Below are 15,832 nucleotides of genomic sequence, written 5' to 3' on the forward strand. Positions count from 1 at the left end.
TCCGACTGGTGGGAGTGGGAGGCAACCGAATGGACCTGGACGCATACAGCTTGACGCACCGTAGGGCGTGGGAGCGGCTCGATTACCTGTCCCGCAAGAGCAAGCTGACCGGCGCCGAGGCGGACGAACTGGTGATGCTCTACCGCCGCACGTCGCAGCAGTTGGCCCGCTTGCAGTCGCACAGTCCGGACCCGGAGTTGATCGCCGGTCTGAGCGCGTTGCTGGCCCGTGCCCGCGGCCGGGTGCTGGGGACGCGCACCGGCGCCTGGCAGGAGGTCGGTCGATTCTTCAGCCACCGTTTTCCTGCCGCGCTCTACCGGTCGTGGCCGTGGTGGGTCGGTGTGGCCTCGGTTTTTCTGCTCGTCTCGACATGCCTGGCTTTCTGGGTGGATCGGTTCGATTCGGCGCGAAGGGTTCTCGGAATTCCGAACGACACGGGCGATCTCACGGCGCCGGGCGGAGCATTCGAGACGTACTACTCGGAACATCCGCAGGGTGCGTTCGCCGCGCAGGTGTGGACGAACAACGCGTGGGTGGCGGCGATCGCCTTGTTCACTGGCGTGCTGATGCTGCCCGCCGTGTACCTGCTGTTCATGAACGCGCTCAATTTGGGCGTCACCGCGGGCCTGATGGCCGATGCGGGGCGGCTGGATTCGTTCTTCGGTTTCATCCTCCCGCACGGCACCCTGGAGCTGACCGCCGTGTTCGTCGCGGGCGGCGCGGGGCTGAAGCTCGGGTGGACGCTGATCGATCCGGGTCGGCTCAGCCGGGTGGAGGCAGTGGCCAGACAGGGACGGGCGACCGCGACGGTGGCGCTCGGGCTGGTCGCCGTTTTGCTGGTGTGTGGCTTTATCGAGGGTTTCGTTACGCCGAGCCCATTGCCCGCGCCGGTCCGTATCGCGATCGGGTTCTCCGCGGAGGCGGGCTTTCTGCTCTATGTCTTCGGGGTCGGGCGCCGCGCGGTACTGGGTCAGGCGAGGACGGACGTCGAGTTGTCGGTCGCGTTGGCTACGGATAATCCTGCAACTGTGAGCCAGGCAACATTCAGCACACGCTGAACCGCACCAGCTGGGCAACCGACAGCTATGCCAGGTAACGGATCGGATTCGAACCCCCCATTTGAGTTCCGCTGGCCGCAGCGAGTCGTGCTCGAGCTGCGGCCAGCGTTACCGTCGACTCTACACAATCGTTACCCCTACGCAACCCTCCCCACTGCGGTCAAGCGTATAAAGCAGCACGCCAGCAAACCCTTTCGGCACCCGCCCTTCGCCCTGTACCAGCAAACCGAGCGCGGCGTTCGTGCCCAAAGTGCGACACACTTACCACACCCTCGTCAACAATTCCGCGCAAGCCACATCGAATCGGTCCCGCGACGAGATCACGCACCTCCCCGCGAGGTTAGCTGAGCCGTGGGATAGACCGCTCAATTGTTTGCAAAAATGGTCTCTCACCTGCATGTTCACCGACACGAAAAAGCGATTGCCAGCGACCGGAGAATGAAAAGCGACCACAAGTCTGTTTATCTGCCGATAAACCGACGAGTACACACTTGAAGCAGTGGAAGACCGGGCAGTTCCCCGACAGGCTGGGAATTAACCGGCGCACACACGGCTGCCTCGAATCGCCCCGGCATTGCCGACAATCAGCACCTCAGCCGCAACCAAAAGTACGTGTGTGATCTTCGCCTCACCTCAGCCCCAGCAGACCCGAAGGTCACGAAAAAGCGCCTAGCTACAGCCATTTAAAGAGATCCACATCACATTCACCGACTACCGGATCACAATGCTGGCGTTGGGCGCCCGCCCCACCCGCTCAGCGACCAATTCGCGAGCAGAATTCGACGCCGGGGCGGCGCGGCCTGATAACTACATCAGCGTCCCGCCGTCGACCCGAATCTCGGTCCCCGTCATGTAGCGCCCGTCGTCCGAGGCCACCATGGCGACCACCCCGGCGATGTCCTCCGGACTGCCCAGCGCTCCTCCGTTCAGCCATCCGGTCATCCGGGAGAACAATTGCGGATCGAATCCCGCAGGCTGATCCAGGATTGACCTGGTCGTGATACCGCTGGTGATACCAGCGGGAACTATGTTCACCGCCCGCAGCCCCTGCTTGGCGTACTCCAGCGCGATGGCGTGCGTGAAGGAGTTCACGCCGCCCTTGGAGGCCGCGTAGGACGCGAGGTAAGGCGCCGCGCTGAAAGCCGCGGTCGAGGAGAGGTTGACCACTACGCCGCGTCCGGTATCCAGCAGCGCGGGCAACGCCGCCTGGGTCATCAGGAAGGTGCCGGTGAGATTCACTGTGATCACCTGGTTCCAGACCTCGAGCGGCATCTCGTGGGTGCGGGCGGGCCGCAGGATGCCCGCCGCGTTGACCAGCACATCCAGGCCGCCGAGGAACTCGAGCGCCTGGTCGATCGCCCCGCGCACCGACTCGGGATCGGCGATATCCACCTCGACCGTTCGCACGTGTTCAACGCCATCGCCCGCCTTGTTCGCGGTGGTTGCCAGGCCGGTCGCATCGATGTCGGCGGCCACCACCCGGGCCCCTTCGTCGAGCAGTCGCAGGGCGATGCCCTGACCGATGCCGGACCCCGCTCCCGTCACCATCGCACGACGACCGTCGAATCTGCGCATGACAAGAATTAGAACACGTTCTTATTGATCGTCAAGGCGTTCCGCCGTTCGGCATTGCGGACAGTCGACCTCCGAACCGCTCGCGCGGCCGAGACCGGGTGCGTCGGGTCAGTTCCGTCCGTTGGCGATACGCAGGATCATGGCCGCGGTTGCTGCGCTGTAGGCCCGGCTGGCGGTTCTCGGACGACTGGTGGGGTAGTTCGAGCGATGGGTGACGATAACGCCGCTCGGCAGGGTGACGGTGGTGTCCGGCACTGTGGCGACGCAGTTGCCGCCCGCTTTGGCGACGAGATCCACGATCACCGTTCCGGGAGCGAGCAAGTCCAAGGCCCCTTGCTCGAGCAAGCGGGGTGCGCGCGACCCGCGATGTACCGCGGTACAGACGATGATGTCGAACGGTGTCGTGGCGAGGAGATCGAGCAGCGCCGCGTTGTCGTCCTGGTTCGCTACGAAGCGCCCGGCACCCGCGTCGAGAGCCGCGGTCTGCTGCTCGAGTCGGTTGCCGACCGCGGTCGGTTTGTCGTCGTCGAACGTGCGCGCGGCGGCGATCGCGGCGAGCCCGGCCGCCCCGCACCCCAGGATGAGAGCGCGAACCGGGCGCGACCGTGCGGACAGCAGGTGTCTGCCTTCGGCGTAGCCCACCGCGCCCGCGATCCGGCTCATGGTCGACAGCGCATCGATCTCGGTCGTCGTGTCGTCGCGCGGTACCAGATCGAACGCAACCGATCCGACACCGCGTCCACGCAACCGGTCGATCTCGTCTCGGCGGTAGTGCGGATCCTGGAAACCGACCAACATCGTCCCAGCCCGCAAAGGCATCGTTTCCAACGCGAAAGCCGGCGGTTTCACCCAGGCCACGATGCCTGAGCGCTCGAACACCGTCGCGCGGTCCCCGACGACGAGCGCCCCGGACGCACGATAGGCGGAATCGGTGAATCCGGCCCGGTGCCCCGCTCCCTCCTCCACGACGACCTGCAGTCCCACGGCCGAAAGTTCACGCACACCTTCCGGAGTGAGCGCAACGCGGGATTCACGCGGAGCCGTCTCGCGAAGGACACCCACAATCATCGTGGGTCCCTGACTTCCGCCTCCAAGGGGCTGAGACCACGAGCGGCAAGCGCATCACGATAGGTCTGTCCATCGACGATGTCGCGGAGCAATTGCTCGAGTCGGTCGAACAATTCATCGATCAAAGCTGGTGATTCGTGCCGTGGTGCTTTGCGCGGCGCAAGGACATTCAGGCGCACCCCGGGACGCAGCGAGCCGGTCCGGTCCAGCGCTACGCTATCGACGCCCGCGACCGCGAGCAGGAGGTCCTCCACCTGTGCGCTGGTGTGCATTCCCGCCGCGTCGAGCAGCGCCGGATCGAACACAATGGAGAGGAACATGCCTTCCGGGCTACCTAGTGGTCGCAGCAGGTCGGCGCCGAGCCGAGCATTGACTGCGGCCACCCGCCCGGCAGCCTTTTCCATTTGGGCGCGCATGAGCACGTGGTTGCTTTCGAAATAGTCTTCCGAGGTGTGCTCGAGGATCGCGCGGGCAAGATGGGTTGTCTCGCGCTGGAAGGAGATGGTGAGCCGTTCCCGGATGCGCTGCAGCCACGCACCGTCGCCGGTGCATGCCGCGCCCAGCTTGCACGGCCCGAAGGCGTTGTAGCCCTTGGAGTTTCCCGTGATGGTCAGCATGACGTCGTAGAGGCGCCGAATGCCCTGGTCGGTCTCGACGTGCAGGGCCGCGATCGGAATGTGCGAGGCCACCAGCCGGTCGAAAGCCATATCGCAGATGACCGGAACCCCGCAATCGAGCAGGACCCGCCCGATCTGCGCCAGTTCGGCCGCCGTGTAGTCGGCGACGACGGGGTTGCCCGGCAGGGTGAGCAGCACGCCGCACAGTTCGCCCGTCGCACGCAGCTCGTCGAGGCAGCGGGCGAGCCGAAGCGGGTCGATCTTGAACGTGTCGTCCGGCGCCACGGGGCAGGACACGATCCGCAGCCCGAATTTCTCCACGTGGATGCTGGAACTCTTGTAGAAGCCCTCGGGGCAGACGATGACGCCGCCGGGCTCGGCCAGCGTGGCGATCGCCTCCTCCAGCAGCATCGTGCTCGAATACGGACAGACGACCACCTCCTCGGCGCGTACCCGAACGCCAGGGACCCCCGGCGCCGGATGCGACAGTCGCGCGAAAAGCCTGCGCGCCGCCAGGTCGCGCAGACTCAGTGGCTGCCGCTTGTCATACAACCGTCCGTCGAGATAGTCCGCGGGCGGCTGGATATGCAGAATTTCTCGCCATGCGCGATCCAGCGCGGCGATGGCCTGCGTATCCGGCGCACGGCCGGTCTCGCCGTGATAGGCGTCGATGACGCCCGAATAGCGGCGGCCGCCGGTCCCGGCGAACCAGGCGTCCGGCGCCAAATGCCCGCGGATTTCCCGTTTCCTGGCCTCGGAGCGGTTGGTCAGGGTCGCGAGATCGGCAATCCGGTCGGTGAGCGCCGGGCTCTGTGTCACGGCACCTCGCCTTCGGACGAGCTTTCGCCTGGTGCGGGCATCGCGTTCCATCTCTCCTCGAGTGCGGCGCGGAACAAGCTGCGGCAGTTGCCCTCGGTCAGGCGCTCGAAGTTCGCCAACGGGGGCTCCGCGACGATCTGGCCGACCACGACGGACGAACCCGCACGCCTGAGGTCGTAGAGTTTCTCGAAGCGCCGTACGGCGAACGCGACGTCGTGTTTGAGCACGGAAAAGCGGGTCGCCACTCGCGCCTGGCGCGAATAGTCGTATTCGCCGACCGCCACGTAGCGGTCATCGACCACGAGCATGCTTTGCGCATTGCGCGCGTACTCGCGCTTCACCAGCACGCTCTCCACCCCGGAGCGGGCCTGCTTCCACAGCTTGTCGTCGTATGGCCAGACGTCGGAAACGGTGTCCAGCACATACATTCGCCGCACGTCGATCTTCGGCGGATGGGTCTTATCGGCCAGGCGCAGGATCGCCGCGTGGTAGTCGTCGCCGACGTCGCCGCCGATCGTGCCCAGGTCCGCGGTGTGGATCGCGCGCACCGAAGCGGTGGCCTGTTCCAGGATCGTCAGCCAGTCGCTGACGGTGTTCCACTCCCACACCGTGGCGCTGCGCGAAGGGATCTGCGCGAGGATCTCCTCGGCGCGCTCCAATTGCCGATCGGCGATCAGGCGCAGCGGCTCGATTTCCGCCCGCGCGCCGGAGGCATCGATCAGACTCTGGGCGATACCCAACGCGCGCTCGACCAGCTCGGGGTCCTTGCCCAGCAGAACGTTGAACCGCATGCGCAGGTCGTAGTACGCGCTACTGGTGGGATCGGTCGCGGGAGCGGCGCTGCCATCCATCGGCAGTTCCGCACCGAGCGCAAGACTCAAACGCTCGCGCAGCGCGAGCGGCGGAATCCGGGTGCCGTTCTCGATCTGCTGGATGAGGCTGCGCGAGCACCCCGCTCTGCTCGCCAGCGCGGCCTGGGTATATCCGCGTTCTTGTCGAAGCCTGCGGACCAGGTCGCCGACCTGCTCGTCCGAGACCGAGTCAGCCATCCCGCGCCTCCCATCCCATGTTCTGGATACGCGTGCTCACAGCATGGCACGGTGCGTCATTCTAATCACGGAGTAGCAAGGGGTGCCGAATGAAGCGCGCCTGGCGCCGCATCGTTGCCAATGAGACGCACTGCCGCAGCGCCACTTCCGCAGAGTCAGGTGATGCGCGGCTGCCACTTCGGCACAGAAATACGCGTTGACTACCTCTACGACACGGCGAGAAGTGCGGCACCAGCGCATATCTGCCACATTCCTCATCATTTTTCGCGCTATCTTGAGCTCATTGGCTTTTTAATATCATCACAATGCGTTAAAGCTTAGTTGACATCCTTACGTGGCGTTCCCTAGCCTGGTCCTCGAAGCCACCGCAAATCGACGTCGGCACAACGCTTATCGCGTGCTGTGCCCCTCGGCGGGGCCGATAACTCGAGGAGGTGCCCGACGCGGATACCTCGATACGGCGCGGGGATCGCCAGGACAGGCCACAACCGTCGCAACACCCGGCCGGCCGCCCTCCCTCGCGCCGCACTTATCCCCGAAATCACTCGGATGCACAGCAATTCAGGCTCGGACGAATTCGCCGCATTCTGGCCGTCACCGAGCACGGTCACCGCAGCGCTCGAGCAGAAACCGCGGTGGCGCATCATGCCGAACAAGTGAATGAGAGCGGAGCATGGCACTCGACATCACCGACAGCATCATCACCAGCGACATCACCCCGGAAACCGCACGGCCACTGTCCATTTCCGCCGGTGCGGCGTGGGAGCTCAGCTGGCTGCCCACCGTGGCCCTCACTCGCGATCAAGCCGTGATCGGGATGGTGCTCGACGAGACGCTCAGCGATCCGGACAGCGTCACCAACGACCTCGCGCTCGAATTGGCCGCCGCCCGTGCCGCCGAGCTGGGCATCAGCCTCAGGGACGTGCTGCTGCGCCTGTATGTCCGCATCGCGGAACGCGACCAGGACAGCGCCCGCCACCAGCACACGCCTATACCGGCGGCCTGACAGCGCGAACGGTGTCTGCGGTATCGGGACCGCAATATCGGTTCTCGATTAAGGCACCGACAACCCTCTCTTGGGGGGAACGCGGCATGTCCTGAAAGCCGCCTGCCGATGCGCGGCGCGCGCGAGGCCGCGACCCGCTGCGCTGTCGCCGTTCGACTCGGAAGGTCCTGCCACTTGCGTCCGGCATCCGGGGAGCGAACGATTAATTGTGCGTCGGCCGCGGTCGCGGGCCGTGCGGCGGGATGCTCTCGGTGGACCACGGCGCGTCGGCCCCGCGCACCGCGGAGATCGCTCCGCATGAGGAGGATCCGATGTTCATCCAAGTCATTCAAGGCAAAACCGCAGACCCGGCCCGACTGCGTCGACACATGGATCGGTGGACCGAGGAACTGCAACCGGGAGCCATCGGCTATCTCGGCATGACCAGCGGACTGTGCGACGACGGAACGTTCATCGCGCTGGTCAGATTCGAATCCGAGGAGGCGGCGCGACGCAACAGCGAGCGTCCCGAACAAGGCGCCTGGTGGGCCGAGACCCAACAATGTTTCGACGGACCGGTCACCTTCATGGACTGCTCCAACGTGACCAAGTGGATGGGTGGCGGCTCCGACCGAGCCGGATTTGTGCAGGTCATGGAGGGTCACACGCGCGACGCGGGCCGGCTGCGCGAACTGCTGGCACAGACCGGCGACCGCGTGCACGAATTGCGCCCGGAAATTATCGGCGGAACCCTCGGGACATGCGGCACCGACGGGTTCGTCGAGGCGGTGTATTTCACCTCCGAAACCGAAGCCCGCGAACACGAGAAGATGAAGGTGCCCGACGATCTGAGGTCGCTGTTCGACGAGGAAAACCGGCTCATGGGCGACGTCAAGTACTTCGACCTGCATGAGCCGCAACTGCTGTCCGCGCGAAAGTAGCCGGAGGCGATATCTCTGCAGAAAGACAACTACCACCCGAGGGTGATGTGCTGAGCATCGCCGCAGGCGACACTGGATGGCACGCCGCTCGATCCGCGCGGTGTCGATGCTCAACTCGGTGGGGAGTGGTTCAAGTGACGCAGCAAGAGTGGTGTGGGACGGTTGTCGAGAAGTCGCGTGGATTGCTCGACGGAGCGAATCTGTACCGTCGTTTGGTCGTTGAACTCGAAGACGGGACCACTCTGAAAATTCGGGTCGGCCGGGCACTGTGGAACTCACTCAGAGAAGGAGATTCGGTAACAAAGCACCGCGGAGCCGACCCGGTCAAAGACTGAGCGGGTTCGACGCACATTCGGCACTGTCGTGCCGGTGCCAGCGGTATGGCCGGCTGTGCGGCTTGTTCGAGGATCTGCACCTCAGGGGCCGTGGGCTGGTTGTAGAAGACCAGGTCGCTGTCGGCGTGCCCCCGGCCATGGACGTCCAATAGCAAGGCGGCAGATCGATGCGGGCGTGCATCGACACGGTGATGTCGTCGGCGCCGACGACCCCGGTCTATCCCAGCGTCAGCAACTCGACCACTCGCCCACTCTACGGTGACGAGCATCACATCATCGGAACTATGGAGCCGACCAGGGTGTCGAAGCTCCCGAGCCGCGCACGACCCGACTCGGATCAGCGGCGAGGAGTTGACCGATGGTGTGTTCGCCGTCCAGGGCCGCAGTTTCTCGGGATTCCGGATCGAAGGCGTAGGCCGAGACGATGTTGTCGAGAACCCCCGCTGTCGGGCTCTCACATCTGCCAAATAGAAGAAGGCGAAGCAAGATCGGAAAATCTTGCCTCGCCTGCGTCTACATTGTGGGCGAAGGGGGACTTGAACCCCCACGTCCCGAAGGACACTGGCACCTGAAGCCAGCGCGTCTGCCATTCCGCCACTCGCCCGAGCGACTGACAGACAGTAGCACGCTCCCGTGCCGGATACGAAATCGCCATTTCAGAGGCCTGACGGGGGGCCTGGGGGCGTTCGGGAACCCGGGGCACTCATCAAGAGTTACAGGTGTGGACGATCGTGGATATCATGCAATGAACGTGGTCGATAAGCGACACGCCACGCCCGCGTGTCGTTGTTACGAATGAGAAAGAGACGCTCACCGAAGGGAGGCCGAGATGGGCATCGTTTCACGGTTCGAGCGTCGCCTGCAGGGCGCCGTCGGAGACGTCTTCGCCAGAGTGTTCGGCGGCAGTGTCGTGCCCCAGGAGGTGGAGGCGGCACTGCAAAGCGAGGCCGCCGATCATGTCCAAGACCTCGGCAACGGGCATCTGCTGGCAGCCAACAGTTATGTGATCACGATCAACCCATCGGATTTCGCGCAACTGGACGCCGACCACGACCTCACCACACGCGCGTTCGCCAAACATCTACAGGACTACATCCGCGAACAAGGCTGGCAGACCTACGGCGAAGTACACGTGGCGTTCGAGGCATCACCTACGCTGCACACCGGACAGTTCAGGGCAAGTGGCCGCGTCGACCCCGATGTCGGCCACAGAGCCGGCGCGGCTCGCAGCCCCGAATCACCGCCACAACGACCTGCACACCCGCAACCAGGAGCTGGCCCCATGACGCAGAACTCAGGCTACGACCCGAGCCGTGAGCCCGCGGAGTCCGATCCACGCAACCGCGGGTACGCTCCACCGCCTGCCGGTCGCGGCGGTCCCCAGAACGGCGCGTACCGCGACGACTACGGCCGCGGTGGCGCATACGGGGCGGATTACCAGGCCCCGGACGCACAGCAGGGGTACAGCGACTACCAGAACGGCTACGACTACCAGCAAGGTGGCCAGGGCTACGGTCAGCAGCAGGGCTACGCCGACCCCGGCTACGGCCAGCAGCAGGGCTACGACGATCGCGGCGGCTACGGCCAACAGCAGGGCTACGCCGACCCCGGCTACGGCCAGCAGCAGGGCTACGACGATCGCGGCGGCTACGGCCAGCAACAGGGCTACGCCGACCCCGGCTACGGCCAGCAGCAGGGCTACGACGATCGCGGCGGCTACGGCCAACAGCAGGGCTACGCCGACCCCGGCTACGGCCAGCAGCAGCAGGGCTACGCCCAGCCCGGCTACGGTCAGCCGGGCTACAACGACCCTGGCTACAGCGATCAGAACTACCCTGACCAGGGCGGTTACGGCCAGGATGACCAAGGTGGCTATGGCCAGGCCTACTCGCAGCCGCCGGGATACGGCGCGCCGCAGGGCTACGCCGGCGGCCAGGGCTACGGCGCCGCGCCGCAGGCCGCCTCCGGCTATTCGGCCACACTTCAGCTCGACGACGGCAGCGGCCGGACTTACCAGCTGCGGGAAGGCAGCAACATCATCGGTCGCGGGCAGGACGCGCATTTCCGGCTGCCCGATACGGGCGTCTCGCGCCGGCACATCGAGGTGCGCTGGGACGGCCAGACCGCGATGTTGTCCGATCTCGGCTCCACCAACGGGACCCTGGTCAACGGTTCTCCCGTGCAGGATTGGCAGCTCGCCGACGGCGATGTCATCCGGGCCGGGCACTCCGAGATCCTGATCCGCATCGTCTGATCCCGTAAGCTCGCCGGTGCAGGTCACGACATGGCTCTCGAAGGATTCGTCGGTCGTATCGTGATCGAATTCGACCGACGGCCCTATGATGCTGCCAACACACGCGCGGCGCCGAGACCGGGGCCGGCAAGACCAGCAGGCTGGTGGGGGTGGTCGAACCGCACCTACGGCACCGACGTACACGGTCGAACAGGAGGTGGAGCGCCGTGCAGGGATTGATCCTGCAACTGACCCGTGCGGGGTTCCTGCTGCTGTTGTGGTTGTTCGTGTGGGCTGTGCTGCGCACGTTGCGCAGCGACATCTACGCGGCATCCGGCATTCGGATCCAGCCCAGGGCCGCACGCGGCTCCGCGGTGCTGCCGTCCTTCAGCCGGGGCCAGAAGGGCGCCAAATTTCTTGTGGTGACGCAAGGCTCACTCGCCGGCACCCGCATCTCGCTCAGCACCCAGCCGGTGCTGATCGGACGTGCGGACGACTCAACGCTGGTACTCACCGATGATTACGCCTCGACCAGACATGCGCGGCTGTCTCCGCGTGGTGACGACTGGTACGTGGAAGACCTCGGCTCGACGAACGGCACATACCTTGATCGCGCGAAAGTCACCACCGCCGTCCGAGTTCCGCTCGGCACGCCTGTTCGAGTCGGCAAAACAGTGATCGAGCTGCGATCGTGACACTTGTTCTCCGCTACGCAGCGCGCAGCGACCGCGGTCTCGTCCGAGGCAACAACGAAGATTCCGTGTACGCGGGCGCACGCCTGCTCGCACTCGCCGACGGCATGGGTGGTCATGCCGCGGGAGAAGTCGCGTCCCAGTTGATGATCGCCGCGCTGGCCCACCTCGACGACGACGAGCCGGGCGACGACCTGCTCGGCAAACTCGACGCGGCGACCCGCGAGGGCAACGCCGCCATCGCCGACCAAGTCGAGGAAGAGCCCGAACTCGACGGCATGGGCACCACGCTCACCGCAATCCTGTTCGCGGGCAGGAAGCTCGGGCTCGTCCACATCGGCGACTCGCGCGCGTATCTGCTGCGCGGTGGCGAGCTCGCCCAGATCACCCGGGACGACACCTTCGTCCAGTCGCTGGTGGACGAGGGCAGGATCACTCCCGAGCAGGCGCACAGCCATCCGCAACGGTCGCTGATCATGCGTGCGCTCACCGGAAACGAGATCGAGCCCACGCTGATCATGCGTGAGTCGCGCACCGGTGATCGGTACCTGCTGTGTTCCGACGGGCTGTCGGACGTGGTCAGCGACGAGACCATCGCGAACACGATGCGCGAGGGCACCACCGACGAATGCGCCGATCGACTCATCGAGCTCGCGCTGCGCAGCGGCGGACCCGACAACGTGACCGTCGTCGTGGCCGACGTCATCGACCTGGACTACGGTCAGAGCCACCCGATCGTGGCGGGCGCCGCCTCCGGCGTCGACGAGGACACGCCGCCCCCGAACACGGCCGCGGGACGCGCCTCCGCGCTGCGTCCGCCGCGCTCCACGCCGCGCCGGCCCGCCGCCGCACCGGAGCCTCCCGCCAAGAAATCGCACCGGCTGCGCTGGATCGTGCTCGCGCTGGCGCTGGTCGTCGCCGTCTGCGGCGGACTACTGGTCGGCTACAAAGCGATCCGCGGCAACTACTACGTCGGCGCCGACGACGGTTCGGTGGTGATTCTGCGCGGGCTGCCCGGATCGATCCTGGGTTACTCGATCCACGACGTGAACCTGGTCGGCTGTGTGACCCGCAGCGGGGAACTGACCCTGACCGACCCGGGCGCGGATCGGCCGTCCTCGTGCAAGCCGCTGAAGGTCGGCGATCTGAAGCAGACCGGTCGCGATCAGGTGGACAAAGGGTTGCCGCCGGGTTCGCTGGACAAGGCCAGGGAATCGATGACCTACCTCGCCCAGCGCGAGTTGTTGCCGCCGTGCCCGGCCAAGGAAGCCGCGCCGCAGCCGGGCGTGATCCCGCCCACCGAGCCCGCGCCCAACGGTGTCGTGCCCGCCCCTGCTTCGCCCGCTCCCGCTTCGCCCGCCCCTGCTCCCGCTCCGACGCAGGAACAGGGTGACGCACGCGGCACCGAGATCAAGACACCGACGAAGTCGGAAACTCCTGCCCCGCCATCGAACCCCCAGATCGCGGGGGAGAATTGTCGGGTGACGGACTGATGTCCGCACCGTCACCGCCGTCGGCTGGAGCCTTTCCCAGTCCCCCGGGCGGCTTCGCTCCCGCGCCACCGCCGAGCACCAGAAGAAATGTCGAACTGCTGCTGCTCGCCGCGGCGGCGGTGATCACGACGGTGTCCCTCTTCCTTGTCGAAGCCAGTCAGGAACAGTCGATCACCTGGGATATCGCCAAGTACGGTCTGGCTTACCTGGCCTTGTTCGGGATCGCGCATGTGGTGGTGCGGCGGTTCGCTCCGTTCGCCGACCCGCTGCTGCTGCCGATCGTCGCGCTGCTCAACGGACTCGGGCTCGTGCTGATCCATCGGCTCGACCTAGCCGACCAGCAAACCGCCGTCTACAACTCGTGGGCGCTGCCCTCCCCCGATGCCAATCAGCAGATTCTGTGGACCGCACTGGGCACGCTGGTGTTCATCACCCTGCTGATCGCGCTGCGCGACTACCGCACGCTGGCCCGCTACAGCTACACGCTCGGCCTGGTCGGCCTGGTCGCACTGGCCGTTCCGGCCATCTTGCCCGGCAAGTTCTCCGAAACCAACGGCGCGAAGATCTGGATCCGGCTGCCCGGGTTCAGCGTCCAGCCCGGCGAGTTCGCGAAAATCCTGCTGATCGTTTTCTTCGCCTCGGTGCTGGTCGCCAAGCGCGAGCTGTTCACCGCGGCGGGGCGCCACGTGCTCGGGATGGAATTCCCCCGCGGCCGCGATCTCGGACCCATCCTGGCGGTCTGGATCGTGTGCATCGGCGTACTGGTGTTCGAGAAGGATCTCGGGACCTCACTGCTCATCTTCAGCACCGTGCTGGTGATGCTCTACATCGCCACCGAACGGGTCGGCTGGCTGGTCATCGGCAGCGGGCTGCTCGCGCTGGGCTTCGTCTTCGCCTACCAGCTGTTCGGCCATGTGCGGGTCCGAGTGGCGACCTGGCTGCACCCGTTCGACGACTACAACAACACCGGCTACCAGATCTCGCAATCGCTGTTCGGGCTCGCCACGGGCGGTCTCGCGGGCACCGGGCTCGGTAGCGGCAGACCCAATCAGGTGCCGTTCGCCAAGACGGACTTCATCATCACGACGATCGGCGAGGAACTCGGGCTGATCGGACTCGCCGCGCTGCTGATGCTATTCCTGGTGTTCGTGGTGCGCGGATTGCGTACGGCGCTCGCGGTGCGCGATAGCTTCGGCAAGCTGCTCGCGGCCGGCCTGTCGTTCACCATCGCGATCCAGCTGTTCGTCGTCGTCGGCGGTGTGACCAAACTGATTCCGCTGACCGGTCTCACCACGCCGTTCGTGTCCTACGGCGGCTCCTCTCTGCTGGCCAACTACGCATTGCTGGCCGTACTGATCAAGATCTCCGACGCCGCCCGCGCACCCGCACCGGTGCGCAAGAAGGAACCGGCGCCGATCGCCGACGCGCAGACCGAATTGCTGCGCCGCGACGCGGGACGACCGGAAGCGGGGGCCGCGATATGAACACCCCCCTTCGCCGAGTCGCGGTCGCGGTGATGGTGATGGTCGTCGCGCTTTTGGCGAACGCCACCTACGTTCAGGTGATCAAGGCCGACAGCCTCCGCTCCGACCCGCGCAACTCGCGGGTGCTGCTGGATGAGTACTCCCGCCAGCGCGGGCAGATCTCGGCCGGCGGCACCGTGCTGGCCAGTTCGGTCGCCACCGACGACCGCTACAAGTACCTGCGCACCTACCCGACCGATCCCGAGGCGTACGCACCGGCCAGCGGTTTCTACTCGATGCAGTACGGGAGCACCGGGTTGGAGCGTGCCGAGGACTCGGTGCTGAACGGCTCCGACAACAAGCTTTTCGGCAGCCGTCTGGTCGACCTCGTCTCCGGCCGTGATCCGCGTGGGGGCAACGTGCTGACCACGCTCAACCCGATGATGCAGCAGGTCGCCTACGAACAGATGACCAGCAAGGGCTACACCGGCTCGGTGGTGGCCATCGAGCCGAGTACCGGCAAGATTCTCACCATGGTGTCCACACCGAGCTACGACCCGAACCTGCTGTCCGGGCACGACGGTGCACGCGGTACCCAGGCGTGGGAAACCCTGAGCGCGGATCCGCGCCATCCGATGTTGAATCGCGCTATCTCCCAGACGTACCCGCCCGGATCCACGTTCAAAGTGGTTGTCACCGCCGCCGCGCTGGCCAACGGCACCGCGACCCCCGACGACCAGTTCACCGCGGCGCCGAACATCACGCTGCCCGGCACCACGACCACCCTGGAGAACTACAACGGCACCGCCTGCGGCCCCAACCCGACCGCTTCGCTCTTCGAGGCGTTCCGGCGGTCGTGCAACACGGCATTCGCCGAACTCGGCGTCAAAGTCGGTGCGGCGAATCTGAAGGACGAGGCCGCCGCGTTCGGCGTCGGTCCGCATCGCGGCATCCCGATGCCGGTGGCGGAGAGCACCGTCGGCACGATCCCGGACGACGCCGCGCTGGCCCAGAGCAGCATCGGACAGCGGGATGTGGCCTTGACCCCGCTGCAGAATGCGGTGGTGGCGGCGACCATCGCCAACGGCGGCGTCCGGATGGAGCCCTACCTGGTCGATCAGCTGCAAGGCCCGGATCTGAGCGAACTGTCCAAGACCAAACCGGTGTCGGTCGGCCAGGCGGTCAGCGCAGAGGTAGCGTCAACCCTGACCAACCTGATGATCGCATCGGAGAGCAACACCGCCGGAGGTGGCCGGACCCCCTATCAGATCGCGTCCAAGACCGGCACCGCGGAGCACGGAACCAATCCGCGCAACACGCCGCCGCACGCTTGGTACATCGCGTTCGCCCCCGCGCAGAATCCCAAGATCGCCATCGCGGTGATCGTGGAGAACGGCGGGGACCGGGCGCTTGCCGCGACCGGCGGCTCGGTGGCCGCGCCGGTAGCTCGCGCGGTCCTGGACGCGGGTCTTCGAGGGGGCTGAACGATATGGATGGGCGAGTG

Annotated in this window: 13 protein-coding genes and 1 tRNA gene; 9 read left to right on the plus strand and 5 right to left on the minus strand. The window is 65.9% G+C overall.

Features of this window, described 5'->3' with window-relative positions; all coding sequences use genetic code 11:
• Nucleotides 1-29 precede the first annotated feature (29 nt).
• Nucleotides 30-1,058 (plus strand): stage II sporulation protein M, encoded by a 1,029-nt coding sequence (locus ACT86A_RS13110; RefSeq protein WP_445092354.1) that lies wholly within the window; start codon nucleotides 30-32, stop codon nucleotides 1,056-1,058.
• A gap of 807 nt (nucleotides 1,059-1,865) precedes the next feature.
• On the opposite strand, the gene ACT86A_RS13115 is transcribed toward ACT86A_RS13110, so the two are convergent.
• From ACT86A_RS13115 to ACT86A_RS13130, 4 genes are all read right to left on the minus strand, one after another.
• Nucleotides 1,866-2,633 (minus strand): SDR family NAD(P)-dependent oxidoreductase, encoded by a 768-nt coding sequence (locus tag ACT86A_RS13115; RefSeq protein ID WP_445092355.1) that lies wholly within the window; start codon nucleotides 2,631-2,633, stop codon nucleotides 1,866-1,868.
• Between the two features lie 108 nt (nucleotides 2,634-2,741).
• Nucleotides 2,742-3,701, minus strand: a complete 960-nt coding sequence (locus ACT86A_RS13120; protein ID WP_445092356.1) for a Rossmann-fold NAD(P)-binding domain-containing protein — start codon at nucleotides 3,699-3,701, stop codon at nucleotides 2,742-2,744.
• Entirely contained in the window at nucleotides 3,698-5,137 is a 1,440-nt protein-coding gene (locus ACT86A_RS13125; protein WP_445092357.1) for an aminotransferase class I/II-fold pyridoxal phosphate-dependent enzyme, read from the minus strand. The genes ACT86A_RS13120 and ACT86A_RS13125 overlap by 4 nt, the downstream gene beginning before the upstream one ends.
• Nucleotides 5,134-6,186 carry a helix-turn-helix domain-containing protein gene (locus tag ACT86A_RS13130; RefSeq protein WP_445092358.1) on the minus strand — a complete coding sequence of 351 codons (1,053 nt, stop codon included), beginning with the start codon at nucleotides 6,184-6,186 and terminating at the stop codon, nucleotides 5,134-5,136. The genes ACT86A_RS13125 and ACT86A_RS13130 overlap by 4 nt, the downstream gene beginning before the upstream one ends.
• Nucleotides 6,187-6,859: 673 nt before the next feature.
• Between ACT86A_RS13130 and ACT86A_RS13135 the strand changes: the two genes are divergently transcribed.
• The 3 genes from ACT86A_RS13135 (at nucleotide 6,860) to ACT86A_RS13145 (ending at nucleotide 8,447) form a co-directional block, all read left to right on the plus strand.
• Nucleotides 6,860-7,192, plus strand: coding sequence for a hypothetical protein (locus tag ACT86A_RS13135; RefSeq protein WP_445092359.1), 333 nt, complete (start codon nucleotides 6,860-6,862; stop codon nucleotides 7,190-7,192).
• A gap of 311 nt (nucleotides 7,193-7,503) precedes the next feature.
• Entirely contained in the window at nucleotides 7,504-8,112 is a 609-nt protein-coding gene (locus ACT86A_RS13140; RefSeq protein WP_445092360.1) for a hypothetical protein, read from the plus strand.
• A 134-nt stretch (nucleotides 8,113-8,246) separates the two neighbouring features.
• The gene (locus ACT86A_RS13145) at nucleotides 8,247-8,447 is read left to right on the plus strand and encodes a DUF7489 domain-containing protein (RefSeq protein WP_445092361.1); all 201 of its coding nucleotides are present in this window, start codon (nucleotides 8,247-8,249) and stop codon (nucleotides 8,445-8,447) included.
• Nucleotides 8,448-8,968: 521 nt separating this feature from the next.
• Here ACT86A_RS13145 and ACT86A_RS13150 read toward each other — a convergent pair.
• Nucleotides 8,969-9,051, minus strand: a tRNA-Leu gene (locus tag ACT86A_RS13150).
• A 225-nt stretch (nucleotides 9,052-9,276) separates the two neighbouring features.
• Between ACT86A_RS13150 and ACT86A_RS13155 the strand changes: the two genes are divergently transcribed.
• The 5 genes from ACT86A_RS13155 to ACT86A_RS13175 all read left to right on the plus strand — a co-directional run bounded on the left by ACT86A_RS13155 (nucleotide 9,277) and on the right by ACT86A_RS13175 (nucleotide 15,812).
• On the plus strand, nucleotides 9,277-10,701 hold the full coding sequence (locus ACT86A_RS13155; RefSeq protein WP_445092362.1) for an FHA domain-containing protein: 1,425 nt from the start codon (nucleotides 9,277-9,279) through the stop codon (nucleotides 10,699-10,701).
• A gap of 206 nt (nucleotides 10,702-10,907) precedes the next feature.
• On the plus strand, nucleotides 10,908-11,375 hold the full coding sequence (locus ACT86A_RS13160; RefSeq protein ID WP_195101069.1) for an FHA domain-containing protein FhaB/FipA: 468 nt from the start codon (nucleotides 10,908-10,910) through the stop codon (nucleotides 11,373-11,375).
• Nucleotides 11,372-12,865 (plus strand): PP2C family protein-serine/threonine phosphatase, encoded by a 1,494-nt coding sequence (locus ACT86A_RS13165; RefSeq protein ID WP_445092363.1) that lies wholly within the window; start codon nucleotides 11,372-11,374, stop codon nucleotides 12,863-12,865. The genes ACT86A_RS13160 and ACT86A_RS13165 overlap by 4 nt, the downstream gene beginning before the upstream one ends.
• On the plus strand, nucleotides 12,865-14,349 hold the full coding sequence (locus ACT86A_RS13170) for an FtsW/RodA/SpoVE family cell cycle protein (RefSeq protein WP_445092364.1): 1,485 nt from the start codon (nucleotides 12,865-12,867) through the stop codon (nucleotides 14,347-14,349). Before ACT86A_RS13165 ends, ACT86A_RS13170 begins: the two co-directional genes overlap by 1 nt.
• Nucleotides 14,346-15,812 (plus strand): peptidoglycan D,D-transpeptidase FtsI family protein, encoded by a 1,467-nt coding sequence (locus ACT86A_RS13175; protein WP_445092365.1) that lies wholly within the window; start codon nucleotides 14,346-14,348, stop codon nucleotides 15,810-15,812. The genes ACT86A_RS13170 and ACT86A_RS13175 overlap by 4 nt, the downstream gene beginning before the upstream one ends.
• Nucleotides 15,813-15,832 lie beyond the last annotated feature (20 nt).

The sequence above is a fragment of the Nocardia glycosmidis genome, from assembly GCF_052545115.1.